Source organism: Bradyrhizobium diazoefficiens, from assembly GCF_016616235.1.
Classification (GTDB): Bacteria; Pseudomonadota; Alphaproteobacteria; order Rhizobiales; family Xanthobacteraceae; genus Bradyrhizobium; species Bradyrhizobium diazoefficiens_H.
On sequence record NZ_CP067100.1, the window covers coordinates 234,966 to 257,571 of the forward strand.

23 protein-coding genes are annotated in these 22,606 nt (G+C 64.7%); 14 read left to right on the forward strand and 9 right to left on the reverse strand.

The genetic code is table 11. The annotated features are described in order from the left end of the window. Positions 1 to 134: 134 nt before the first annotated feature. A complete protein-coding gene (locus tag JJB99_RS01030) occupies positions 135 to 1,340 on the forward strand; it encodes an IS4 family transposase (protein WP_200495226.1) in 1,206 nt (401 codons plus the stop codon). Positions 1,341 to 1,511: 171 nt separating this feature from the next. Here the strand turns inward: JJB99_RS01030 and JJB99_RS01035 are convergent, their stop codons facing one another. From JJB99_RS01035 to JJB99_RS01045, 3 genes are all read right to left on the reverse strand, one after another. Then, positions 1,512 to 2,252 carry an SDR family oxidoreductase gene (locus JJB99_RS01035; protein ID WP_200496980.1) on the reverse strand — a complete coding sequence of 247 codons (741 nt, stop codon included), beginning with the start codon at positions 2,250 to 2,252 and terminating at the stop codon, positions 1,512 to 1,514. A 3-nt stretch (positions 2,253 to 2,255) separates the two neighbouring features. Beyond that, positions 2,256 to 3,581, reverse strand: a complete 1,326-nt coding sequence (locus JJB99_RS01040; RefSeq protein WP_200496981.1) for an FAD-binding oxidoreductase — start codon at positions 3,579 to 3,581, stop codon at positions 2,256 to 2,258. 149 nt (positions 3,582 to 3,730) lie between these two features. After that, positions 3,731 to 4,537 carry an undecaprenyl-diphosphate phosphatase gene (locus JJB99_RS01045; protein ID WP_200496982.1) on the reverse strand — a complete coding sequence of 269 codons (807 nt, stop codon included), beginning with the start codon at positions 4,535 to 4,537 and terminating at the stop codon, positions 3,731 to 3,733. A gap of 169 nt (positions 4,538 to 4,706) precedes the next feature. Between JJB99_RS01045 and JJB99_RS01050 the strand changes: the two genes are divergently transcribed. The 3 genes from JJB99_RS01050 (at position 4,707) to JJB99_RS01060 (ending at position 7,574) form a co-directional block, all read left to right on the forward strand. After that, positions 4,707 to 5,399 carry a glutathione S-transferase family protein gene (locus JJB99_RS01050; protein ID WP_200496983.1) on the forward strand — a complete coding sequence of 231 codons (693 nt, stop codon included), beginning with the start codon at positions 4,707 to 4,709 and terminating at the stop codon, positions 5,397 to 5,399. Then, positions 5,348 to 6,526, forward strand: a complete 1,179-nt coding sequence (gene queG, locus JJB99_RS01055; RefSeq protein WP_200496984.1) for a tRNA epoxyqueuosine(34) reductase QueG — start codon at positions 5,348 to 5,350, stop codon at positions 6,524 to 6,526. The genes JJB99_RS01050 and queG overlap by 52 nt, the downstream gene beginning before the upstream one ends. Before the next feature lie 250 nt (positions 6,527 to 6,776). After that, a complete protein-coding gene (locus JJB99_RS01060; RefSeq protein WP_200496985.1) occupies positions 6,777 to 7,574 on the forward strand; it encodes an acyl-CoA thioesterase domain-containing protein in 798 nt (265 codons plus the stop codon). 131 nt (positions 7,575 to 7,705) lie between these two features. Here the strand turns inward: JJB99_RS01060 and JJB99_RS01065 are convergent, their stop codons facing one another. The 3 genes from JJB99_RS01065 to JJB99_RS01075 form a co-directional block, all read right to left on the reverse strand. Continuing rightward, entirely contained in the window at positions 7,706 to 8,173 is a 468-nt protein-coding gene (locus tag JJB99_RS01065) for a nuclear transport factor 2 family protein (RefSeq protein WP_200496986.1), read from the reverse strand. Positions 8,174 to 8,319: 146 nt separating this feature from the next. Continuing rightward, a complete protein-coding gene (locus JJB99_RS01070; protein WP_200496987.1) occupies positions 8,320 to 9,144 on the reverse strand; it encodes an alpha/beta hydrolase in 825 nt (274 codons plus the stop codon). Between the two features lie 27 nt (positions 9,145 to 9,171). Continuing rightward, positions 9,172 to 9,339 (reverse strand): hypothetical protein, encoded by a 168-nt coding sequence (locus tag JJB99_RS01075; RefSeq protein WP_200496988.1) that lies wholly within the window; start codon positions 9,337 to 9,339, stop codon positions 9,172 to 9,174. Positions 9,340 to 9,391: 52 nt separating this feature from the next. Here JJB99_RS01075 and infC point away from each other — a divergent pair, with 52 nt between their 5' ends. The 3 genes from infC to rplT all read left to right on the forward strand — a co-directional run bounded on the left by infC (position 9,392) and on the right by rplT (position 10,902). Further along, the gene (gene infC, locus JJB99_RS01080; RefSeq protein WP_085969949.1) at positions 9,392 to 9,931 is read left to right on the forward strand and encodes a translation initiation factor IF-3; all 540 of its coding nucleotides are present in this window, start codon (positions 9,392 to 9,394) and stop codon (positions 9,929 to 9,931) included. Between the two features lie 330 nt (positions 9,932 to 10,261). Continuing rightward, positions 10,262 to 10,462 (forward strand): 50S ribosomal protein L35, encoded by a 201-nt coding sequence (gene rpmI / locus JJB99_RS01085; protein ID WP_008539890.1) that lies wholly within the window; start codon positions 10,262 to 10,264, stop codon positions 10,460 to 10,462. Positions 10,463 to 10,542: 80 nt separating this feature from the next. Next, positions 10,543 to 10,902, forward strand: coding sequence for a 50S ribosomal protein L20 (gene rplT, locus JJB99_RS01090; protein WP_195801407.1), 360 nt, complete (start codon positions 10,543 to 10,545; stop codon positions 10,900 to 10,902). Between the two features lie 29 nt (positions 10,903 to 10,931). Here rplT and JJB99_RS01095 read toward each other — a convergent pair whose 3' ends face one another. Then, positions 10,932 to 11,339, reverse strand: coding sequence for a hypothetical protein (locus JJB99_RS01095; protein WP_200496989.1), 408 nt, complete (start codon positions 11,337 to 11,339; stop codon positions 10,932 to 10,934). A gap of 133 nt (positions 11,340 to 11,472) precedes the next feature. On the opposite strand from JJB99_RS01095, the gene pheS reads away from it, so the two are divergent. The 4 genes from pheS (at position 11,473) to JJB99_RS01115 (ending at position 16,409) form a co-directional block, all read left to right on the forward strand. Further along, positions 11,473 to 12,555, forward strand: coding sequence for a phenylalanine--tRNA ligase subunit alpha (pheS, locus tag JJB99_RS01100; RefSeq protein ID WP_200496990.1), 1,083 nt, complete (start codon positions 11,473 to 11,475; stop codon positions 12,553 to 12,555). A 212-nt stretch (positions 12,556 to 12,767) separates the two neighbouring features. Then, entirely contained in the window at positions 12,768 to 13,214 is a 447-nt protein-coding gene (locus tag JJB99_RS01105; RefSeq protein ID WP_200496991.1) for an endonuclease domain-containing protein, read from the forward strand. After that, the gene (pheT, locus tag JJB99_RS01110; RefSeq protein WP_200496992.1) at positions 13,211 to 15,619 is read left to right on the forward strand and encodes a phenylalanine--tRNA ligase subunit beta; all 2,409 of its coding nucleotides are present in this window, start codon (positions 13,211 to 13,213) and stop codon (positions 15,617 to 15,619) included. Before JJB99_RS01105 ends, pheT begins: the two co-directional genes overlap by 4 nt. A gap of 19 nt (positions 15,620 to 15,638) precedes the next feature. Beyond that, the gene (locus tag JJB99_RS01115; protein WP_200496993.1) at positions 15,639 to 16,409 is read left to right on the forward strand and encodes a sulfite exporter TauE/SafE family protein; all 771 of its coding nucleotides are present in this window, start codon (positions 15,639 to 15,641) and stop codon (positions 16,407 to 16,409) included. Here JJB99_RS01115 and JJB99_RS01120 read toward each other — a convergent pair. Beyond that, complete coding sequence (locus JJB99_RS01120) at positions 16,406 to 17,797, reverse strand: flavin monoamine oxidase family protein (RefSeq protein ID WP_200496994.1); 1,392 nt, start codon at positions 17,795 to 17,797, stop codon at positions 16,406 to 16,408. The two genes, JJB99_RS01115 and JJB99_RS01120, sit on opposite strands and share 4 nt — an antisense overlap. 191 nt (positions 17,798 to 17,988) lie before the next feature. On the opposite strand from JJB99_RS01120, the gene JJB99_RS01125 reads away from it, so the two are divergent. After that, a complete protein-coding gene (locus JJB99_RS01125; protein ID WP_200496995.1) occupies positions 17,989 to 18,960 on the forward strand; it encodes a YiiX/YebB-like N1pC/P60 family cysteine hydrolase in 972 nt (323 codons plus the stop codon). Positions 18,961 to 19,189: 229 nt separating this feature from the next. Here JJB99_RS01125 and JJB99_RS01130 read toward each other — a convergent pair whose 3' ends face one another. Further along, on the reverse strand, positions 19,190 to 19,465 hold the full coding sequence (locus JJB99_RS01130) for a metal-sensitive transcriptional regulator (protein WP_200496996.1): 276 nt from the start codon (positions 19,463 to 19,465) through the stop codon (positions 19,190 to 19,192). Between the two features lie 50 nt (positions 19,466 to 19,515). On the opposite strand from JJB99_RS01130, the gene JJB99_RS01135 reads away from it, so the two are divergent. Beyond that, positions 19,516 to 21,972, forward strand: a complete 2,457-nt coding sequence (locus tag JJB99_RS01135; protein ID WP_200496997.1) for a heavy metal translocating P-type ATPase — start codon at positions 19,516 to 19,518, stop codon at positions 21,970 to 21,972. Positions 21,973 to 22,150: 178 nt separating this feature from the next. Next, positions 22,151 to 22,603, forward strand: a complete 453-nt coding sequence (gene nikR / locus JJB99_RS01140; RefSeq protein WP_200496998.1) for a nickel-responsive transcriptional regulator NikR — start codon at positions 22,151 to 22,153, stop codon at positions 22,601 to 22,603. Positions 22,604 to 22,606 lie beyond the last annotated feature (3 nt).

Genomic DNA, 22,606 nt, shown 5'->3' on the forward strand with positions numbered 1-22,606 from the left:
GCCCTTGCGATCCGGGTGAGGGGGCACAAGTCTCTCGGCGACCTCTCGTGTGGAGAGAGGCCCCTCACCCCAACCCTCATAGGCGCTAGGTTTAGCTCTGGACACGAAGAATCTCGATATGATTCAAACTTGGGATGAAGATTCGTCCTGAGATTCTGGATCATTGGCCGGAGGTGAGTGCGCGACTTCCGGGAGGCTTCGACCTGGAAGCCACGGCGCGGTTACGCGGAGCCTTTACCCGGGCGCGGGAGATTAAGAACGCCGAGACGCTGTTGCGGTTGGCGCTTGCCTATGGCGGCTTGGGCATGTCGCTGCGTGAGACGTGTGTGTGGGCGGAAGCCGGCGGCATCGTCCGTTTGTCCGATCCATCACTGCTCGATCGGCTGTGTAAAGCCGCGCCCTGGCTTGGTGACATTGTGGCTGCGCTGATCGCCGAACAGGCCAAAATGACGGCGGGGAGCTGGGTTGGGTATCGCCTGCGTGCACTCGACGGAACCTCGATCTGCGAACCGGGAGCTGACCGTACGACGTGGCGGCTGCACGTCGGCTACGATCTGGCAACGGGTCAGGTTGATCAGCTTGAGCTAACCGACGTGCATGGCGCGGAGAATCTTCAGCGCCTCACCTACGCACACGGCGATATCGTGCTGGGCGACCGCTATTATGCGAGGCCGCGCGATCTGCGGCCGGTGATCGAAGCCGGTGCAGACTTCATCGTGCGGACTGGCTGGAACTCGTTGCGCCTGTTGCAGGCCAATGGCGAGCCCTTTGATCTGTTTGCCGCTCTCGCGGCTCAGTCGGAACAGGAAAGCGAGCTGCAAGTTCGCGTCCACGAGGGCCAGACAAAGACTCCACCGCCGGAGCCGCTGATCCTGCGCCTCGTCGTGCGACGCAAGCCGCCGGAGCAGGCCGAAACCGAGCGAAAGCGCCTGCTCAAGGATGCCAAGAAGCGCGGCAAGCAACCCGATCCACGCAGTCTCGAGGCGGCGAAGTACATTCTTCTCCTTACCTCGCTGCCAGTCGCCACCTTCCCACCGGCCGATGTCCTCGCCCTCTATCGCTTCCGCTGGCAGATCGAGCTGGCATTCAAGCGGTTCAAGAGCTTAGCCGGGCTCGACATGCTGCCAGCCAAGAAGCCTGAACTTGCGCGGGCGTGGATCTACGCCAGACTGATCGTCGCCATCATCGCTGAACAGATCGCCGGGCAAGTCCCGGACTCTTTCCCCTCTGAGTTCGGAACCACCACAAGCAAGCCCATCGCGTTGGCGCCTCATGAAGATCGCCCTGGCGACCGTTCGTGCCGCCATTCGTGGACCACTTCTCTGGCAGGCTTTCTGTAATCTCTTCACCCGAGCCCGCCGGCACTTCTGCGAACCGCCACGCCGGCGCAGAAAACAATGCGACTATCTACACAAACGCATAACCTAGCGCCCATGACCCCAACCCTCTCCCCGTAAGAATGGGGCGAGGGGGCGCACCAAGGGCGGGGCGACAGCGCCATTCTTCAAACATCAAAACTTCAATTTCTTGAACACCGCCTCGGGCAGCGCCTTCATGATCAGCATCACGAGGCGCCATTTGCCGCTGACGTAGACGACGTCGGTCTTGTTCTCGACGGCGTTGAGGATGGCATCGCCGACGACAGGCGCTTCCACCGTGAGCGGGCCGATCAGCTTCATGCCTTCCGTCATTTTGGTGCGAACGAACCCAGGCTTCACTGTGACGACGTGCACGCCGCCGCGGCTGGCGCGGGCGCGCAGGCCCGAGAGGAAGGCGGAGAAGCCGGCTTTCGCCGAGCCGTAGACATAGTTCGAGGCGCGGCCGCGATCGCCGGCGACGGAGGACACGCCGACGATGGTGCCGGTGCCGCGCGCCAGAAACTTTTCGGCGAACAGGCCGAGGATCAGCGACGGCCCCTCGTAGTTCGAGCGCATGATCGTGGTCGCGTGCGCGAGATCGCTCTCGGCATTCTGCTGCACGCCGAGCAGGCCGACGATCGAGATGATGACATCGGGCAAGACGGGAAGGCCACTCACAAAACCATCGAACGAAGCGGTGTCGAGCACGTCGAACTTATAGAGGCCGACCTCGACATTGTAGCGCGCGCGCAGATCAGCGGCGTCGGGCTCCAGCGCAGTGACGTCGCGGCCTGCAAGGCCGACATCGTATCCAGCCCTGGCAAAGGCGCGCGCCGCGGCGCGGCCGATATCGGAGGAGCCACCGAGCACAAGTGCGATCTTGCGTGACGTCACGGCTTACACCTCATCGAACAGGCGTTGTGAAAGTTTGGAGCGGATGTTGCAGGCGGGATCGAGCGATTTGCGGATCGCGTTGAAGCGCGACAGGGCGGGATAGCCGGCCTCGAACGTCGCGCGCGCCTGGCGCGCGTCTTTCGCCAGGTAGAGCCGGCCGCCGGCCCCCACGACGAGGCGGTCGATCTCGTCGAGAAAATTCAAGATGTCGCCCTTCACCGGGAAATCCAGCGCCAGCGTGTAGCCGGGCAGCGGGAACGACAGGATACCGTCGCCCTGGCCGAGTTTTTTGAGCACCGCGAGGAAGGAGGCATCGCCGCGACGCGCAACGCGGTCGAGGATGTCAGCGAGCACGGCGCGCGCGCTGGCTTCCGGGATCACGCATTGATGCTGGAGGAAGCCGCGCCTGCCATAGATGCGATTCCACTCGGCGATCGCGTCGAGCGGAAAGAAGTAGGGATAGAGCGAGACCACATGGCTGCCGCCGGCGCGCCGCGCGCCCATGCGGTAGTAGAGCTCGTTGAAAGCGCGGATGCTATAACGGTTCAGTGTCATTGACGGAAAGTCGAAGGGCACGCCGAGCCCGGGATTCTTGCCGACCGGAAATGCAGCGGCGCCGTCCGCCAGCTCGTCGCGGCGCGCGTGCTCGCCGAGATAGATCAGCGAGCGGCCGAGATCGCGCCCGCGCGCGGCGCAATCGATCCACGCCACCGAATAAGTCGCAGAGTCGCCAGCATCAAGCGCGCGCATCGCGGCGTCGAGATCGGATGCGCAGATCACGCGTTCGCGGATCCACCCCGTTTCGGCCCGGCGCAGCCGCAATGTCGCTTCGAGAATGATACCGGTGAGGCCCATGCCGCCGATGGTCGCGAAGAAGGCATCGGAGTTCTGCTCGCGCGAGGCCTCGATGACCTCGCCCTGTCCGGTGCGCAGCAGGATGCTGTCGACATAGCGGCCAAAACCGCCCTCGCAATGATGGTTCTTGCCGTGCACGTCGGCGGCAATCGCGCCGCCGACCGAGACGAAACGCGTGCCGGGCACGACGAAGGGCAGGAAACCGCGCGGGCCAAAAGTGTCGATCAGGTCCGACAGCAGCACGCCGGCTTCGAGACGGACGCGCGCGGTCGCGGCATCGAACGACCTGACCCGGTCGAACCCGGTCATCCCGATCGTCCTGACAGCACCGATCGCGGCATCGCCATAGGCGCGGCCGTTGCCCCGCGCCACCGAGCCGGCCATCACAGCTTCGTCCACTGCCGCGAACGAGCGCGGGCGCAGCACGTCGCTATCGACGACCGGAAAACGCCCCCAGCCGCTGACGAGAGTCATGGTTCAGCTCCTGTGCCGGGTGCGCACGGCCCCGCTCCGGAAACTGCCTACCGATCAAAAGCTTATTTTGCGTTGAAGGCGCGGTAGCAGCGTAGCCTGGATGGAGCGCAGCGCAATCCGGGCTACGGGGCTCAACGCGCTTCTAAAGGTTAATGTCCCAGCGCCAGCGCGATCAGGCCGAGCGTGCCGATGATAACGCGCCACCAGGCGAACACCACGAAGCCGTGGCGGGTGACGTATTCCAGGAACGTCTTCACCACGATGATCGCGGTGACGAACGACACCACGAAGCCGATCGCGACGATGCCCATATGGTCCATCGTCATCTCGGAACGGTTCTTGTAAAAATCGTAGGCGAACGCGCCGATCATGGTGGGGATGGCGAGGAAGAACGAGAATTCCGCCGCCGCGCGCTTGTCGGCGCCGAGGAACATCGCGGCGACGATGCTGGCGCCGGAGCGCGACACGCCCGGGATCATGGCGACGCACTGCGCAATGCCGATATAGAGATACGTCAGCAGCGGAAACTTGGTGGCGTCATGCTCGCGCGGCTTGAGGTCGAGCTTGTCGACCCAGAGCAGGATGGCGCCGCCAACGATCAGCGTGAAGCACACGACCCACGGATTGAACAGCACGCTCTTGATGTATTTGCCGGCGACGAGGCCGACGACCACCGCCGGCAGGAACGCCACCAGCACGCCGATCACGAAGCGGCGCGCATAGACATCGCCGGTGAACGTGCCGATCGCAACGTCCCAGAGCTTTTTGAAGTACAGCCCGACGATCGCGAGGATTGCGCCGAGCTGGATCAGAACCGTAAACGAATCCCAGAACGCGCCTTCGCCGAGGCCGAAGAAGCGCTCCGCAAGCAGCAAATGGCCGGTCGAGGACACGGGAAGGAACTCGGTCACACCCTCGATGATGCCGAGGATCACTGCCCGTATTGTGTCTGACATATTTACGGTCCATTTCCGCTGGAAAAGCGGGGCTCTTCTGGCCTATTCCCCACAATGCTGCAATCGCAAAATGCGCCGCCACACCCTTGCCTCGCGGTTTTGACGGACTAGTGTGGCGCCGCACAAACATTGATGGATTCTTAAGCACCATCACATAGTCAAAGGCTTCATGTTTACGCTGTTTCATCATCCGTTCTGTCCGCATTCGCGCTTCATCCGCCTGATCGCGGGCGAATACGGGCTCGATCTGAAGCTGGTCGAGGAGCGCAGCTGGGAACGGCGCGAGGCATTTCTGCTGCTCAATGCCGCCGGCACGACGCCCGTGCTGGTGGACGACGAGCAGCCGCCGATCCCGGGCGCGGCCATCATCGCCGAATATGTCGATGAGGCCTATGGCGCCGAGATGGGACCCAAGCGCCTGATGCCGGAGACGATTGCCGAGCGCGTCGAGGTGCGCCGGCTGATGGCCTGGTTCAACGAAAAGTTCTTCGAGGAGGTCTCGCATCCGCTCGTCACCGAGCGCATCTACAAGCGCTTCATGAGCGAGGACAATGGCGGCGGCGCACCCTCGGCCGACGTGATGCGCGCGGCGAAGGCCAATGTACGCTATCATCTGGCCTATATCGGCTGGCTGGCGCAGACGCGCAATTTCCTCGCCGGCGACCGGCTCACTTACGCGGATCTCGCCGCCGCGGCGCATCTCTCGGCGATCGACTATCTGGGCGACGTGCCATGGAGCGAGGACGACGCAGCAAAGGCGTGGTACGCGCGGGTGAAATCCCGCCCGTCGTTCCGTCCGCTGCTGAGCGAATGGCTGGCAGGCGTGCCGGCGTCGCGGACCTATGTGGACCTGGATTTCTGAGCGCTACCGATCTGTCTGAATTGAAGGCGAAGTTGACGGCTGAGGCAAAGGCGCTCGGCTTCGACTGCATCGGCGTGACCGAGCCCGGCACGATCGAAACTGCCGGCAAATACTTCCTCGAATTCATCGCATCAGGCGGCCATGGCGACATGGACTGGCTGGCCGCAAGCCCCGAGCGCCGGGTCGATCCGCGCGGGCTGTGGGCCGACGTGCGCAGCGTGATCATGCTCGGCGTCAATTACGGGCCCGACCAGGATCCGCTCGCGATCCTGAAGCAGCGCACGCGCGCGGCGATCTCGGTCTATGCGCAGGGCGACGATTATCACGACCTCGTTAAGAAGCGCCTGAAGGCGCTGGCGCGCTGGCTGGTCGCCGCCGTGCCGTCGGAGGTGAAGGTGTTCGTCGACACCGCCGCTGTGATGGAGAAGCCGCTGGCGCAGGCCGCGCATCTGGGCTGGCAGGGCAAGCACACCAACCTGGTCTCGCGCGAGTTCGGCTCCTGGCTGTTTCTCGGCGCGATCTACACCACGCTGGAGCTGCCGCGCGACGATGCCGAGATCGATCATTGCGGCTCGTGCCGGGCGTGTCTCGACATCTGCCCGACCGCGGCCTTCCCCGCGCCCTACAAGCTCGATGCGCGGCGCTGCATCTCGTATCTGACCATCGAGAACAAGGGACCGATCCCGCGCGAATTTCGCAGGAGCCTCGGCAATCGCATCTATGGCTGCGACGATTGCCTCGCGGCGTGCCCCTGGAACAAATTTGCGCAGGAGGGACGGGAAGCCAAGCTCGCCGCGCGTGACGAATTGCGTGCGCCCGGCCTGGCCGAGCTGTCACGACTGGACGACGCCGCGTTCCGCACGCTGTTCACGAAGTCCCCGGTGAAGCGCATCGGACGCGATCGATTTTTGCGCAACGTCCTGATCGCAATCGGCAACTCTGGTGAGGTGGCGCTGGCCGGAGAGGCTCGGCGCTTGCTGGAGGATGCGAGTCCGCTGGTCCGTGGGGCTGCGGTGTGGGCGCTGAGCCAGTTGGCGTCGCCAGATGAGTTTGAAGCGCTCAAGGCCAACGCAATTGCCACCGAGCAAGACGAGGGCGTACGCGAGGAGTGGCGAGCCGCTTCCTGATCCTCGCTGTCATGCCCCGGCTTGACCGGGGCATCCGGTACGCCGCGGCTTCTCGGCTCCATCACCGCCGCCTCGGAGTACTGGATCGCCCGGTCCCGGCTCCGCCAAGGCTACGCCGGACCACAAGGGTGCTCGGCCGGCGAAGCTTTAGCGAAGACGGCAAGCCGGGCGATGACACCATTGTTGTGGCGACGGTGCGCGCGCCTCACCACACTTGATTTCCTCGCGCATTCCCGCAATCTCGCGCGCCATGACAAACATGCCTTTCTTCACCCGCGAGGGCGATACATTCCATCCGACGGAAGTGGCCAACGGTCCGTGGGATCCGAAATCGCTGCACGGTCGCGTCATCGTCGGCCTGCTCGGCTTCGCCATCGAGGAGCGCCATTCGGGGCCTGAATTCGTGCCGGCGCGGCTCACCGTCGACATGTTCCGGCTGCCGACCATCGACAAGCCGATTGAGGTGACGACGCGGCTTGTGCGCGACGGTCTGCGCATTCGGGTCGTGGAGGCGGAGTTTGTCTCCGGCGGCGTCAGCATGGCGCGCGCCTCGTGCCAGTTGCTGCGGCGGACGCAGAATCCTGAAGGCAACGTGTGGTCGCCGCCGAACTGGGACGTGCCGAAGCCAGCCGACATTCCAAAACCGACCGATCCCCGGCTCGGCATGAACGGCAAATGGGCGACGCGGCCCATCGTCGGCCACATGGGCTCGCTCGGTCCGCGCCGGCTCTGGATGAGCGAGGTGCGCGAGCTCGTCGCCGGCGTGCCGATGACGCCATTCGTGCATGTCGCCACCGGCGCTGATTTCGCCAGCCCGTTCGCCAATGCCGGCGACAAGGGGCTCGGCTACATCAACAGCGACGTGACGATCTACCTGCACCGGCTGCCGGTGACGAACTGGATCGGTTTCGAGGTGGTGAACCACCAGGCCACGGACGGCATCGCGATTGGCGAATGCTGGCTCTATGACGAAAAGGGCGCGATCGGCACCGCGACAGTGGCCGCGCTGGCGCAGCGCAAGCCGATGGCGAAGCCGGCGGCGCCGTAAGGTTTAACTCTCCCCGTCATTCCGGGGCGCGCCACTTGGCGCGAGCCCGGAATCCATTTCTCCACCGTCGTTGCGGCCCGATGGATTCCGGGTTCGCGCTGTGCGCGCCCCGGAATGACAAGAGGAGGAACCTACGCCAAATGCCGCTTCATCTCCGGCCGGGCCTTCAGCTCCGCGCCCTGCTTGGCGACGATCTTGACAATGCGCTCAGGCGCAAATTTCAAATCGACAAACGCCGGCGCGGTGTTGGCGACCTCGTGATAACGGGCGATCTTGCCGTCGCGCAGCGTCATGATCGCGACGCCCTCGAACATCGCCCGCGCGCCGTTCGCTTCCGGCAAGGTCGAGCGATAGCTGAACGTGTAGCGCGCATAGAGCGTGCTGCCGTCCGTGACGGGATCGTGCATGTCCCAGCGGAAATCGGTCGCCGTGCGATAGAACCAGTCGTCGATCATCACGGCGATCTTCGCGCGGCCTTCGAAGGCGCCGTAGAAGACATCGTGATAGATGCCGTCCTCGGTGAAGAGCTCAGCAAAGGCGCGGCCGTTGCGCTGCTCGACGGCATCGCAAAAGGCGCGCAGCATCGCAGTTGTGGTCATCTGCATTTCTCCTTCCCCGTTTCTGTCATGCCCCGGCTTGACGGGCATCCAGTACGCCGCGGCTTCTCAGCTAAGCACGAGGGCCTCCGGAAGACTGGGTCGCCCAATCAAGGTCGGGCGACGACACCGGATGCTGAGAGACACAATCACCCGATCTCCGCGACCGCGGCAAGAATGCGCGCGATGTCCTGCGGGCGCGACAGGCGATGATCGCCGTCCTGGATCAGAGTCAGCACGACGTCGTCGGCCGGCAGGCGGTGGGTTAGCGCGAAGGCGTGCTGCCACGGCACATCGGGATCCCTAGCGCCTTGCAGGATGCGGACGGGACAGCCGAGATCGATGGCGCTGCCGAGCACGAGATGATTGCGCCCCTCCTCGATCAGGTTTCGCGTGATCGGGTAGGGCGAGCCGTCGCCATAGTCTGACGGTCGCAGCCAGAAGCCTTTAGTCTCGATCTCCTTCTTCACCGCGTGCGAAAAATTCTTCCACATCAGCTCTTCGGTGAAATCGGGCGCCGGCGCGATCAGCACGAGGCCCGCCAGCGACGCCTTGGCTTGCTGTTGTTCTTGCTGTTGTTCTTGCCGCTTCCTGATCTCGCGCGCGAGTAGCAGCGCCATCCAGCCGCCCATGGAGGAGCCGATCAGCACCTGCGGTCCCTCGCAGAACCGTTCGACCACCGCCACGCTGTCCTCGAGCCAGCGTCCGATAGTTCCATCGGCGAAATCGCCACTGGATTCGCCATGGCCGGAATAGTCGAACCGGACCATGGCGCGGCCGTGCTCCCCGGCCCAGGCATCCAGCGCCTGGGCCTTGCCGCCCTGCATGTCCGATTTGAAGCCGCCGAGCCAGACCAGTCCAGGCCCCTGACTTTGTCCCTGTCCGCGGCGGCTGCGCACCGCAATTTTGCGCGCGGACGGGCCCTCGCCCACATCGATGAAGTCGAGCACGGCATCAGGAATTGCGTTGGTCATGGAACGTTTACTCTGGCTGTGCGGTTTTCAGCGGTTCGGCCCGCATACGATCGCGTAACCGTTGCCGGTCCCTTTGGGACGCTTGCGGAACAGAAGCAAGGTGTCTATGTCGATCAGCGTGCCCGCAGGCGTGGCCGAAATGCCTCGCATTTGAAGCTTTTTCGCCTCGCGCACGAGCGAGTTGCTTGCCGGCAAACGCATCTTCCTTCAAGATAGCCGCCTCTTTCACAACTTTGGAGAACCACCCATTCGCCGTCCTAATAAAGCTCCGCCCGCTGCCAGCAAAGACGGGCCGCGCATCAATGATGATATCCGCAATGCGCAGATCCAGCTGATCGATCAGACCGGTGACAACAAGGGCACGGTCGAGACGGTCCTTGCCATCAAGATGGCCCAGGAAGCCGGCATGGATCTGGTCGAGATTTCGCCGAACGTCAGTCCTCCCGTCTGCAAGATCATGGACTACGGGAAGTACAAGTATTCCGCTCAGAAGAAGGCCGCGGAAGCCCGCAAACGGCAGAAGACCGTCGAGATCAAGGAGATCAAGCTCCGCCCGATGATCGACGATCACGATTACGACGTGAAGATGCGCGCGATGCAGCGATTCTTCGAAGAGGGCGACAAGGTCAAGATCACACTGCGCTATCGCGGCCGCGAAATGGCGCATCAGGAGATCGGCACCAAGCTTTTGGACAAGATCAAGACCGACGTCGCCGAGCTCGCCAAGGTCGAGCAGGACGCGCGGTTCGAAGGCCGTCAGGTTGTCATGGTGCTGGCGCCGCGCTGACGCCGGCTATTCAGGGCTGAGACATTTAGAATTGAGAAATCAACGGCCCGTCCGGACATCCGGCGGGCCGCCTTGTTTTTCACCTCCTCCGCTCTTGTCCGCCGCTTGTCGGCGGGCAGGTTCCCGCCGGTTCATCGTTGCCAATTAGCTTGTCCTCTGTCATAAGCCCAGCCTTCATCGCCCGGCTGATTAAGGGCTGCCGTGGCGGTGTTTCGTGCGGGTTTTGCGCTCGTTCGCAAAAACCTGAGCACAATCAACGCTCTAACGAGCATTTTGAACGGCCAGCCGCCTTCACGGGCGGATTTCTGTTGTGGCCATGAGGAGAGCCAAATGCCCAAGCTGAAGACCAAATCGGGCGCCAAAAAGCGCTTCAAGGTGACTGCCACCGGCAAAGTGATGCACGCCCAGCGCGGCAAGCGTCACGGCATGATCAAGCGGACGAAGAAGCAGATCCGTCAGCTCCGCGGCACCCGCGTGCTGTTCAAGACCGACGGCGACAACGTCAAGAAGTACTTCTTGCCGAACGCCTGATCGCGTCCACGATCATTGCCAACCGTGCCGCGCATCCCGCGGCGATCCGATAACCAAAGTCATCTCTGAAGGATCTTGTCATGTCTCGCGTCAAACGCGGTGTGACCGCCCACGCCAAGCACAAGAAAGTCTACAAGGCCGCCAAGGGCTTCTACGGCCGCCGCAAGAACACCATCCGCGCCGCCAAGCCGGCCGTGGAGAAGGCCCAGCAATACGCCTTCCGTGATCGCAAGCGCAAGAAGCGGACCTTCCGCGCGCTCTGGATCCAGCGCATCAACGCTGCCGTCCGTCCGTTCGGCCTGACCTACAGCCGATTTATCGACGGCATGGCCAAGTCCGGAATCACCGTGGACCGCAAGGTGCTGTCGGATCTCGCGATCAACGAGCCCGCGTCGTTCCAGGCGATCGCCGAGAAGGCCAAGGCCGCTCTGGCTGCCTAAAAGGCTGCGCTCGCCGCCTGAGGCTTGTGCTAGCGGGCCTTCGGGCCCGCAGCCTTCAGTGCTCGCTGGGAGTAGCGCTGGGCGACCTTCGCCCGGCAGAAGGCTGTCGCCGAGATATACATGGTGCCGGACCTGTTCCGGTACTTGCGGTCGCAAGCTCCCAACGCGCGCTGATAGCTGAGCTTTTGCGGCGGCTTCAATTGGCCGGCAAAATCGGCTTCGCACTTCTTCTCGACCGCTTCGCCGAATTGCACGTCGCCGCTGGCGCCATAGGCGCAGGCCTCGAACAGCTTCATGGCACGGTCGCAGCCGGGTGCCGCGTTGAGGACGGCGACGATGTCCTCCATCGACGTCGATTTGGCCGGGCATTCCTCAGCGTAGGCCGCACTTCCCCAGAGAGCCAAGGCCAGTCCGGCCAGGCAAGATCGTAGACGCATCGCCCACTCCTTCGTCAGGTTGGTGCCAGCCATGCCTATAGAGGCCAAATGCCCTGCATTTACGACAGCTATCCGGCTTGACGTTCCGGCCCGGCTGCGGCCACAACCGGCAGCCTTTTGAAAGGATCCGACCGTGTCCGACCTCGCAACGCTCGAAACATCCATCCTCGACCAGATCGCCGCCGCCGGCGACGAAGCCGCGCTCGAAGCGGTGCGCGTCGCCGCCCTCGGCAAGAAGGGTTCGATCTCCGCGCTGCTTGCCACGCTCGGCAAGATGTCGCCGGATGAGCGCAAGACGCAGGGCGCCGCGATCAACCAGGCCAAGGACAAGGTCACCGAGGCGCTCGCCGCAAGGCGCGACGTGCTGAAGTCCGCAGCGCTCGATGCCCGGCTCGCGTCGGAGACCGTCGATGTCACCCTGCCGCTGCGCGATGCGCCGACGGATGCCGGCCGCATCCATCCGCTGAGCCAGGTCTGGGACGAGCTGACCACGATCTTCGCCGACATGGGATTCTCGGTCGCCGAAGGCCCTGATATCGAGACCGACGACTACAACTTCACAAAACTGAATTTTCCGGAAGGCCATCCGGCGCGCGAGATGCACGACACCTTCTTCTTCCATCCGAAGGAGGACGGCTCGCGCATGCTGCTGCGAACCCACACCTCGCCGGTGCAGGTGCGCACCATGCTGAGCCAGAAGCCGCCGATCCGCGTGATCTGCCCGGGCCGCACCTACCGCATCGATTCGGACGCGACCCACACGCCGCAATTCCACCAGGTCGAAGGCCTCGTCATCGACAAGCATTCGCATCTCGGCCATCTCAAATGGATCCTGCACGAGTTCTGCAAGGCGTTCTTCGAGGTCGACCACATCAACATGCGCTTCCGCCCGTCGTTCTTCCCGTTCACCGAGCCGTCGCTCGAAGTCGACATCCAGTGCCGCCGCGACAAGGGCGAGATCCGCTTCGGCGAAGGCGAGGACTGGCTGGAGATTCTCGGCTGCGGCATGGTGCATCCGAACGTGCTGCGCGCCTGCGGCATCGATCCCGACGAGTACCAGGGCTTTGCCTGGGGCATGGGCATCGACCGCATCGCCATGCTGAAATACGGCATCGCCGATTTGCGCCAGCTGTTCGACAGCGACGTCCGTTGGCTGTCCCATTACGGCTTCAAGCCACTCGAGGTGCCGACGCTGGCGGGAGGGCTGAGCGCGTGATGGCGGGGATTGGCCACGCGGTGACCCTCTCCGTTCCCTTCGCGGAGAGAACCCTCTCCCTGACCCTCCCCCGCAAGCGGGGGAGGGAATGGATAGAGCGTGCGCTTGGCGTTCGCATGGATACGTACCCCCTGGCCGCTCGACAGGTCGAACTCCCTCCCCCGCTTGCGGGGGAGGGTTGGGGAGAGGGTTTCTCCGCAATGGGGCTGCCAATGGTTGATCCCAAGCATCCGGACTGGAAAGTGCCGGCCAAGCTGCGCGCCAACGCACGCGCACTCAAGCGCAATTCGACCGACGCAGAGCGAATCCTTTGGTCGGAGCTGCGGGCCCGTCGATTGAACGGTGTGGTTTTCCGCCGCCAGGTGCCGATCGGAAACTACATTGCCGATTTCGTCTGCCATGCAGCCAAGCTCGTGATCGAACTCGATGGTGGCCAGCATTTCTCGGATGAAGGCGAGCGCGCCGATGCGCGTCGCTCGGCCGCGATCGAATCGAAGGGCTTCAAGGTGGTCCGCTTCAGCAATCTCGATGTCATGTCCAATCGTGGCGGCGTTCTCGAAACAATCGCGACCGCCATCGCGGAGAGAGCCCCCACCCCAGCCCTCCCCCGCAAGCGGGAGAGGGAGCAGACCGCCTCCCTGGAGAAAAAGCAGCCATGAAATTCACCCTCTCCTGGCTGAAAGATCATCTCGACACCGACGAGCCCTTGGACAAGCTCGCCGAGAAGCTCACCATGATCGGGCTCGAGGTCGAGAACATCGAGGACAAGGCGAAGGCGCTCAAGCCCTTTACCATCGCCAAGGTGATCTCGGCCGAGCAGCATCCGAATGCCGATCGCTTGCGCGTCTGCATGGTCGACACCGGCGACGGCGGCGCGCCGGTGCAGGTCGTGTGCGGTGCGCCGAATGCGCGCGCGGGGCTGGTCAGCGTGTTCTCGCCCCCAGGCACCTATATTCCGGGCAAGGACATCACGCTCGGCGTCGGCACCATCCGCGGCGTCGAGAGCCGCGGCATGCTGTGCTCGGCGGCGGAATTGCAGATCTCCAACGACCATGACGGCATCATGGAATTGCCGGCGGACGCGCCGATCGGTGCGGGTTACGCCGAATGGGCCGCGCTCGGCGATCCCGTCATCGAGATCAACCTCACGCCGAACCGGCAGGACTGCACCGGCGTGCACGGCATCGCGCGCGATCTGGCCGCCGCCGACATGGGCAAGTTCAAAGACCCCACCATCAAGCCGATCAAGGGCGAATTCCCTTGTCCCGTGAAGGTCGCGGTCGAGGACGCGACGCTGTGCCCGGGTTTCGCGCTGCGCCTCGTGCGCGGCGTCAAGAACGGGCCGTCGCCGGAGTGGCTGCAGAAGGGGCTGACCGCGATCGGCCTGCGCCCGATCAACGCGCTGGTCGACATCACCAACTTCATGACCTACGACCGCGCGCGGCCGCTGCACGTGTTCGACGCCAGGAAGGTCAAGGGCAATCTCGTGGTGCGCCGCGCCCGCGACGGCGAGACTCTGCTGGCACTCGACGGCCGCACCTACAATCTCGATCCCACCATATGCGTGATCGCCGATGAGCACGGCGTCGAATCGCTCGCCGGCATCATGGGCGGCGAAGCTTCGGGCTGCGACGAGACCACCACAGACGTGCTGATCGAGTCCGCGCTGTGGAACGAAATCAACATCGCCCAGACCGGCCGCAAGCTCGGCATCAATTCCGATGCGCGCTACCGCTTCGAGCGCGGCGTCGATCCGGCCTTCATGGTGCCCGGGCTTGAGCTCGCGACAAAACTCGTGATGGAGATGTGCGGCGGGGCGCCGTCCGAGACCGTCGTGGTCGGCAAGGCTTTTGGCGACGACCGCGTGATCGATTTCCCGGTCACGGAGGTGAAGCGCCTCTCCGGCATCGAGGTGCCGCAAGCCGAGATGAAGCGCATCCTGACCCATCTCGGCTTCATGATGGCGGGCCCCGGCCCGGTCGTGAAGGTCGCGGTGCCGTCGTGGCGCTCCGACGTGCACGGCAAGGCCGACATCGTCGAGGAGATCGTCCGCATCTTCGGCGTCGACAAGGTGCCGATGACGCCGTTCGAACGCGGTGAGGACGCGCGCAAGTCCGTGCTGACGCCGCTGCAGCTGCGCACCCGCCGCGCGCGGCGCGCGCTGGCGAGCCGCGGCATCATCGAGGCCGTGACGTGGTCGTTCATCACCAAGGCTGCGGCAGAATTGTTCGGCGGCGGCCAGCGCGAGCTCGAAGTCGCCAACCCGATCGCGTCCGACCTCTCCGACATGCGCCCGACCCTGCTTGCGGGGCTCATCTCGGCAGCACAAGCGAATGCCGATCGCGGCTTTGGCGATGTCGCGTTGTTCGAGGTCGGCCAGGTTTTCAAAGGCGATCGGCCGCAGGACCAGTTCATGGCGGCGAGCGGCGTGCGCCGCGGCTTTGCCTCCTCGGAAGGCCTCGGCCGGCACTGGACGGGCTCGGCGCAAGCCGATGTGTTCGATGCCAAGGCCGATGCGCTGGCGGTGCTGGCGGCTGCCGGCGCGCCGATGCAGGCGCTCCAGATTGTCGCGGGCGGACCGGCCTGGCTGCATCCGGGGCGCTCCGGCACGATCCAGATCGGTCCGCAGAACGTGCTCGGCTACTTCGGCGAGGTGCATCCGCGCGCGCTGGAGACGCTCGGCGCCGACGGTCCGCTTGTCGTGTTCGAGGTGATCCTCGACCGCATCCCCGAGGCGAAGAAGAAGCCGACCCGCGCCAAACCGTTGATCGAGCTGTCGGCGTTCCAGCCTGTTACGCGCGATTTTGCGTTCATCGTCGACCGTTCCGTGAAGGCGGGCGACATCGTCCGCGCCGCGCTAGGCGCGGACAAAAAGCTGATCACCGGCGTCAACGTCTTCGACGTCTATGAAGGCAAGGGCATCGATGACGGCAAGAAGTCGATCGGCATCGCCGTGACGCTCCAGCCGCGCGAGAAGACGCTGACCGACCAGGAGATCGAGGCCGTCGCCGCGAAGATCGTGGCGGAGGTTACGAAGAAGACCGACGGCACCTTGAGGGCGTGATGCTCTGGAATGGCAGGGCATGAGTATCGCCGACCTCCTCCCGAAGGACGTCAGCCTCACCATTGCGATGGCGCTCTGCGCCGTCGCTTTCGTTTCGGGCACCGCCCGCGGCTTCTCCGGCTTCGGCGCGGCATTGATCTTCATGCCGCTGGCGAGCAGCATCGCGGCGCCGCGGCTCGTTGCTGCCTTGCTGCTCGTGATCGATTTCGTCGCGGCGGCGCCGCTGCTGCCCCATGCGTGGCGGAAGGCGGACCGCAAGGCCACGGCGGTGATCGTGCTGGGCGCGCTGGTCGGTGTCCCGGTCGGCACCTATTTCCTCAGCGTGCTCGAACCCGTCACCACGCGGTGGATCATCTCCTGCTTCGTCGCGGCGCTGCTGCTTCTGCTGCTGTCGGGCTGGCGCTATCGCGGCAAGGACCACACCTGGCTCTCGGTCGGCATCGGCGGCCTCTCCGGCTTCTGCAGCGGCCTCGCACAGACCGGCGGGCCGCCGATCGTCGGCTATTGGCTCGGCCGCCCCATCGCGCCGATCGTCGCGCGCGCCAACATCGTGCTGTTCTTCGGCGCTTCGGATTTCTTCTCGATGGTCAGCTATGCGACCACCGGGCTGATCAGCCGCGAAGCGCTGGCGCTCTCGCTGATCGTTGGGCCGGCCTATGCGCTCGGCGTCGCATCCGGCGCGTCGCTGTTCGGCCGCGCCAGCGAGAAGGTGTTTCGCGGAATCTGCTACGCCCTGATCGCGATGGCGGTGATCGCTGGACTGCCGGTGCTGGACGGGATCTTGCGCTAGTACTGCCGCGGCGCGCGGCGCCGCTTCGTGGACTGCGTCGGCACCTCCAACGGCTCGTCCCTGATTGCGCCGATCCTGCGCAGGGCTGCATCCGCGGCGCGCTCGCCGCTTTCCCAGGCGCCGTCGACCGTGCCCCACAGCGTCTCGTGCGTTGCTTCGCCGGCGAGGAACATGCAGCCGATCGGCTCGGCCAGGACCTTGCGCGAGAGCTGGCCGCCCGGTGAGGCCGCCGACATTGCGCCCATGACATAGGGCGAGGCGTTCCAGCGCGTCGCGCTGGTCTTCTGCACGGCGGAAGCAGCCTCGCTGCCGAACAGTTTCGTGATCCATTCCTTCGCGAACGCAGCCATCGCCTTCTCGCCCTGCTCGGAGAGATCGCGGCCGAACGCGCCGCCGACGTCGATCGAGCACAGCGAGGATCCGCCGATATTGGCGTACATCAAAGCCGTGCGGGTCGAGTTGCTCTGCTCGATCAGTATGTCGTCGCGCGTCAGCCCGAGCGGATTGCCCGGCAGTTGCAGCACGATGTGATCGTAGCTGCCAAGGCTGAGCTTCGAGGCCGCGTCCAGCGCTCGCTTGGGAAGATCGGGCCCGAACTTGATCGCGCCCGAGGTCAGCACATTGGTCGAGACCGTGATGATGGCGGCGCGCGCGGCGATCTTGCCGCTTGGCGTCTCGACGCTGACGTCGCGATTGCTCCAGACGATGCGGCTGGCCGGCGTCGACAGCGCCACCGGCGCCTGCTCGCCGAGCCTGGTGATCAGTGTGCCAAGCCCCTGACGGCAGGCGATGGCGGCGTTGCGGTCCTGGGCGCGCGACTTGTCGATCGCCGACAGCTCCTTCAAATCCTTACCGGCAAAGCTCGCGCCCAGCATGAACTCGGCGGCACCGGCCCAGTCGCCGAGATCCTTCGGCAGCACGGAGGCGCAGGACGTATCGAGCTTGCCGCGCCCGGCTTCGTCGATGGCGCGGTTGGCGCGGACCAGCGCCGCCAGGAATTCTTCGGTCTCGCCAGCCCGCGCGTTGCGGCGGCCGATGCGCATCTTCTGGCCCGCCGGCGCCTGCACCACGTCCAGCCCGGCACCGCGCGCGAGGCGGATCATCGGATTGGTCTCGGGATTGTGCATCCAGCGCGCGCCGCGGTCGAACGGCGTGTCGAAGGTCGTGGTATCGGTGATGCAGCGGCCGCCGATTTGCGAGGCCGCTTCCACCACCACCACCTTGCGGCCCGTCGCCATGATGCGCCGCGCCGCAGCGATGCCGGCAACGCCCGCCCCGATGACGACAATGTCAGCGTCGCGCGGCAAGGGCGCGGCGGTTGCACGCAGGACGGGCATGGCGGCAAGGGCCGCCGATGCCGAAAGGAAACCGCGGCGGGTGATTGTCATGTCATGGTTTCCGGGAACTTGCGACGGACAGGAACAGCCCGCGAACCTTGCTGCATCTGGCGTTGCACGGCAACCATCACGGTGAATCAATCGTGCTTGATCTCACAGAGTGATGAACCGAATTGCAACACGTTTCGACCATGATAGAGAAGGGAAAAAGACGGTCGGCAAAGACCGTGGGGGAGCTTGAAATGGGGACGGTCCTGGACTCAGTCGGCAAGCTGATTGCCGCGTACCTCTCGAAGGAGGTGCCGGGCTATGAGCCGTTCACGCCCAGCGATCCCGAGCACCTGCGCGGCGTGATCGAGCCCGGCGACGTACTGCTGGTCGAGGGTAACAACCGCATCTCCGGCATCATCAAATATCTGACGCAGTCGACCTGGTCGCACGCCGCGCTCTATGTCGGTCCGATCGAGGGGGCCGAAGAGGCGGGCGGAGAGCCGCATGTGCTGATCGAGGCCAATATCGGCGAGGGTGTCACCTCCGCACCGCTGTCGAAATATTTCCCGTATCACACCCGCGTCTGCCGCCCGGTCGGGCTGTCCTATGAGGACCGCACCACGGTCTGCCGCTATGCGATCAACCGCATCGGCTTCGGCTACGACACCAAGAATATCGTCGACCTCATGCGCTTCCTGTTCCCGCTACCGATACCGCAGCGCTGGCGGCGGCGCATGATCGCGATCGGCTCGGGCGATCCGACCAAGATCATCTGCTCGGCGCTGATCGCCCAGGCCTTCGACGCCGTGCGCTATCCGATCTTGCCGAAGATCACCAAGGCCGGCAGCCGCGCCGCGCGCCGCGAGATCCTGCACATCCGCGATTCCTCGCTCTACATGCCCCGCGACTTCGACATCTCGCCCTATTTCGAAGTCGTCAAACCCACCATCGTGCACGGCTTCGACTACACCTCCCTGCACTGGGCCGACAAGCAGAAGCCGCTCGAGGAGGTAGCGGGCACATTCAGTGTGTTTCCAGAAACGCTCCGTGCGCCGCCGCTCGTTCCTGAAGCGATTGACGAGGAGACGCCGGCTGAAGTTTCGGCTGAGGAAGTGAGCACGCCGCCAGCAGAGAGGCAAGCCACAGAGCATTTCCCGCTGCTTAGGAAGCTTGCGATGTACCGCCCGCGGCGGCGAGGTCGCGCGCGCGAGATCGCGGCGTAGCCTCTGCTGTCGTCCCTGCCTAGTGCGCAATAGCGCACGGGAGCAGGGACCCATACCGCGTGATCTAGCGCGTGCGGGCGCAAAAGGTATCGAACAGCAATCTTCGCCAAACCACTCCCTGGGATTATGGGTCCCTGCGTTCGCAGGGACGACAGCTGGGGTGTGGCACGAACTCGCTTCAACAGTCGTCATCGCGAGGAGCGCAGCGACGAAGAACGACAGTGGAGACCTATCGCTCCGCCCGTCCGATCACCGCCATCAGCTCCGCGATCTTCTCGCGCTGATCCGCCTTGTCGCCGCTCGCGATCGCGTGCTCGACGCAATGGGCGACGTGGTCCTTCAAAACCTCTTCCTCGACCCGGCGGAGCGCCGCGCGCACCGCCGAGATCTGCGTCACGATGTCGATGCAGTAGCGGTCCTCCTCTACCATTTTCGCGAGGCCGCGAACCTGGCCCTCGATCCGGCCGAGACGTTTTCCGACGGATGCCTTGATGTCCTTGCGCATGAGGTCTATATACCCCCCTAGGGTATGAATTACAAGACCGGAGTGCGACAATGAACAACGGCGAGCACAAGCATCATCACGACGCGGAAACGCATTCCGGATGCGGCTGTTCCACGAAAGTCGCGCCGCCCGCCAAGCCCGCTGACTCCTCCTGCTGCGGCGGACACGGCGATCACGCCGGCCATGCCGAGCATCATCATGACCATGGCGCAGCGGCGACAAAGGTGCTCGATCCCGTTTGCGGCATGACGGTCGATCCCGCGACCTCGAAACACCGCTTCGAGCATCGCGGCAAAACCTTCCATTTCTGTTCGGTCAGCTGTCGCACCAAATTCGCCGCCGATCCCGCAAGATATCTTGCCAAGGAGAAAGCGCCCGAGCCCGAGATGCCCCAGGGCACGATCTACACCTGCCCGATGCATCCGGAAGTCCGCCAGGTCGGACCCGGCAGCTGCCCGATCTGCGGCATGGCGCTGGAGCCGGAGGTCGCGAGCCTGGAGACCGGCCCGAATCCTGAACTCGCCGACATGACGCGGCGTTTCTGGATCGGCGGGGCGCTGGCGCTGCCGGCCGTGGTGCTGGAGATGGGCGGCCATCTCGCGGGACCACACAACTGGATCGACCCGGTGCTGTCGAACTGGATCCAGCTCGTCTTCACCACGCCCGTGGTGTTCTGGGCCGGCTGGCCATTCCTGGTGCGCGGCTGGCAGTCGCTGGCGACGCGCAACCTCAACATGTTCACGCTGATCGCGATGGGCACGGGCGTTGCCTATGTCTACAGCCTGATCGGCACCATCGCGCCGCAAATTTTCCCTGCGACCTTCCGCGGCCATGAGGGTGCCGTCGCAGTCTATTTCGAAGCGGCCGCCGTCATCACCGTGCTGGTGCTGCTCGGCCAGGTGCTGGAGCTGCGCGCGCGCGATGCGACCTCAGGCGCGATCAAGGCGCTGCTCCAGCTTGCGCCGAAGACGGCGCGCCGGGTCGATGCCGATGGCAGCGAGCACGAGGTCGAGATTGAGCAGCTCCACGCCGGCGATTCCTTGCGCGTGCGCCCAGGCGAGAAGGTGCCGGTCGACGGCATCATCCTCGAGGGCCGCTCCTCGCTCGACGAGTCGCTCGTCACCGGCGAGTCCATGCCGGTCACCAAGGAGACCGGCGCAAAGGTCATCGCCGGCACGCTCAACCAGTCGGGGAGCTTCATCATGCGCGCCGACAAGGTCGGGCGCGAAACGCTGCTGTCGCAGATCGTGCAGATGGTCGCGGACGCGCAGCGTTCGCGCGCGCCGATCCAGCGGCTGGCCGATCAGGTCGCGGGCTGGTTCGTGCCGACGGTGATTGCCGTCGCCATCGCCGCCTTCGGCGCCTGGGCCTGGTTCGGACCGGAGCCGCGGCTGGCGTTCGGGCTCGTTGCCGCCGTCAGCGTGCTGATCATCGCCTGTCCCTGTGCGCTGGGTCTGGCGACGCCGATGTCGATCATGGTCGGTGTCGGCCGCGGTGCGCAGGCAGGGGTGCTGATCAAGAACGCCGAGGCGCTGGAGCGGATGGAGAAGATCGATACGCTGGTGGTCGACAAGACCGGCACGCTGACCGAGGGCAAGCCCAAGGTGGTCGCGATCGTGCCTGCGACCGGCTTCGTGGAGGACGACATTCTTCGGCTCGCGGCCAGCGTCGAGCGCGCCAGCGAGCATCCGCTGGCCGACGCCATCATGCGCGCTGCGAAGGAGAAGCAGCTCAGTCTCGGCCAAGTCGAAGAGTTCGATTCGCCGACGGGCAAAGGCGCGACCGGCAAGGTCGACGGCAAGACCATCGTGCTCGGCAATGCAGGATATCTGTCGTCGATCGGCATCGACACCAGGGCGATCGATACCGAGGCGGAGCGGCTGCGCCAGGATGGCGCGACCGTGATCAACATGGCTGTCAATGGCAAGCTCGCCGGCCTGTTCGCGATCGCGGATCCGGTCAAGGCCTCGACGCCGGAAGCGCTGAAGGCGCTCGCGGCCGAAGGCATCAAGGTGATCATGCTGACCGGCGACAACCGCACCACGGCAGAGGCGGTGGCGCGCCGGCTCGGCATCGCCGAGGTCGAGGCCGAGGTGCTGCCGGATCAGAAGAGCGCGGTCGTGACAAAACTGCAAAAGGCCGGCCGCAGTGTCGCGATGGCCGGGGACGGCGTCAACGACGCGCCGGCGCTGGCGGCGGCCGAAGTCGGCATCGCCATGGGCACCGGCACCGATGTCGCCATGGAGAGCGCCGGCGTCACCCTGCTCAAGGGCGATCTCACCGGCATCGTCCGTGCGCGAAAATTGTCGCAGGCGACCATGAGCAACATCCGGCAAAACCTGTTCTTTGCCTTCGTCTACAACGCTGCCGGCATCCCGATCGCCGCAGGGATTCTCTACCCCGCGTTAGGCGTGCTGCTGTCGCCGATCATCGCTGCGGCGGCGATGGCGCTGTCCTCGGTCAGCGTGGTCGGGAACGCGCTGCGGCTGCGCGCAACGCGGCTGTGAGGATGACGGTGCGCTCCCTCGCCCCGTTCTTACGGGGTGAGGGGCTGCTTCCGCGATCACGGTGAGAAATGGACTCGCGGAGAGTCCCCCTCACCCGGAATTCAAGCTACGTTTGAATTCCGACCTCTCCCCGCAAGCGGGGCGAGGTAAGAAAGGCGCCGCGCGAGGGAACATTCTGATGCAGCGAATTACCATCACAATCGAGGACGATCTCTTGGCGGAGATCGACGCCGCGGCCGAGGCGCGCGGCTACCAGAACCGCTCCGAGATCATCCGCGACCTCGCCCGCGCCGGGCTGCAACAGAGCGCGGAAGACACCGCGCAGACCGGTCCCTGCGTCGCCGGCCTCATCTATGTCTACGACCACGCCGCGCGCGACCTCTCAAAACGCCTGGTGCAGGAATTCCACGGCCACCACGACCTCGCGCTGGCAACGCTGCACGTCCATCTCGACCACGACAATTGCATGGAGATGACCGCGCTGCGCGGCGACGCCGCCGAGGTCAAGCATTTCGCCGACCACATCATCGCCGAGCGCGGCGTCCGCTACGGGCGCGTGATGATGATCCCCACGGGCGACGGCAAGCCGGTGAAGGCGCGCAAACACGGGCATGGCCATCGGCATGAGTAATGC

Coding starts and splice junctions, on each gene's coding strand:
- JJB99_RS01030 (WP_200495226.1), top strand. CDS start 135: ATGAAGATTCGTCCTGAGATTCTGGATCATTGGCCGGAGGTGAGTGCG.
- JJB99_RS01040 (WP_200496981.1), bottom strand. CDS start 3,581: ATGACTCTCGTCAGCGGCTGGGGGCGTTTTCCGGTCGTCGATAGCGAC.
- JJB99_RS01045 (WP_200496982.1), bottom strand. CDS start 4,537: ATGTCAGACACAATACGGGCAGTGATCCTCGGCATCATCGAGGGTGTG.
- JJB99_RS01050 (WP_200496983.1), top strand. CDS start 4,707: ATGTTTACGCTGTTTCATCATCCGTTCTGTCCGCATTCGCGCTTCATC.
- queG (WP_200496984.1), top strand. CDS start 5,348: ATGGCTGGCAGGCGTGCCGGCGTCGCGGACCTATGTGGACCTGGATTT.
- JJB99_RS01060 (WP_200496985.1), top strand. CDS start 6,777: ATGACAAACATGCCTTTCTTCACCCGCGAGGGCGATACATTCCATCCG.
- JJB99_RS01065 (WP_200496986.1), bottom strand. CDS start 8,173: ATGACCACAACTGCGATGCTGCGCGCCTTTTGCGATGCCGTCGAGCAG.
- JJB99_RS01070 (WP_200496987.1), bottom strand. CDS start 9,144: ATGACCAACGCAATTCCTGATGCCGTGCTCGACTTCATCGATGTGGGC.
- rpmI (WP_008539890.1), top strand. CDS start 10,262: ATGCCCAAGCTGAAGACCAAATCGGGCGCCAAAAAGCGCTTCAAGGTG.
- rplT (WP_195801407.1), top strand. CDS start 10,543: ATGTCTCGCGTCAAACGCGGTGTGACCGCCCACGCCAAGCACAAGAAA.
- JJB99_RS01095 (WP_200496989.1), bottom strand. CDS start 11,339: ATGCGTCTACGATCTTGCCTGGCCGGACTGGCCTTGGCTCTCTGGGGA.
- JJB99_RS01105 (WP_200496991.1), top strand. CDS start 12,768: ATGGTTGATCCCAAGCATCCGGACTGGAAAGTGCCGGCCAAGCTGCGC.
- pheT (WP_200496992.1), top strand. CDS start 13,211: ATGAAATTCACCCTCTCCTGGCTGAAAGATCATCTCGACACCGACGAG.
- JJB99_RS01115 (WP_200496993.1), top strand. CDS start 15,639: ATGAGTATCGCCGACCTCCTCCCGAAGGACGTCAGCCTCACCATTGCG.
- JJB99_RS01120 (WP_200496994.1), bottom strand. CDS start 17,797: ATGACAATCACCCGCCGCGGTTTCCTTTCGGCATCGGCGGCCCTTGCC.
- JJB99_RS01125 (WP_200496995.1), top strand. CDS start 17,989: ATGGGGACGGTCCTGGACTCAGTCGGCAAGCTGATTGCCGCGTACCTC.
- JJB99_RS01130 (WP_200496996.1), bottom strand. CDS start 19,465: ATGCGCAAGGACATCAAGGCATCCGTCGGAAAACGTCTCGGCCGGATC.
- JJB99_RS01135 (WP_200496997.1), top strand. CDS start 19,516: ATGAACAACGGCGAGCACAAGCATCATCACGACGCGGAAACGCATTCC.
- nikR (WP_200496998.1), top strand. CDS start 22,151: ATGCAGCGAATTACCATCACAATCGAGGACGATCTCTTGGCGGAGATC.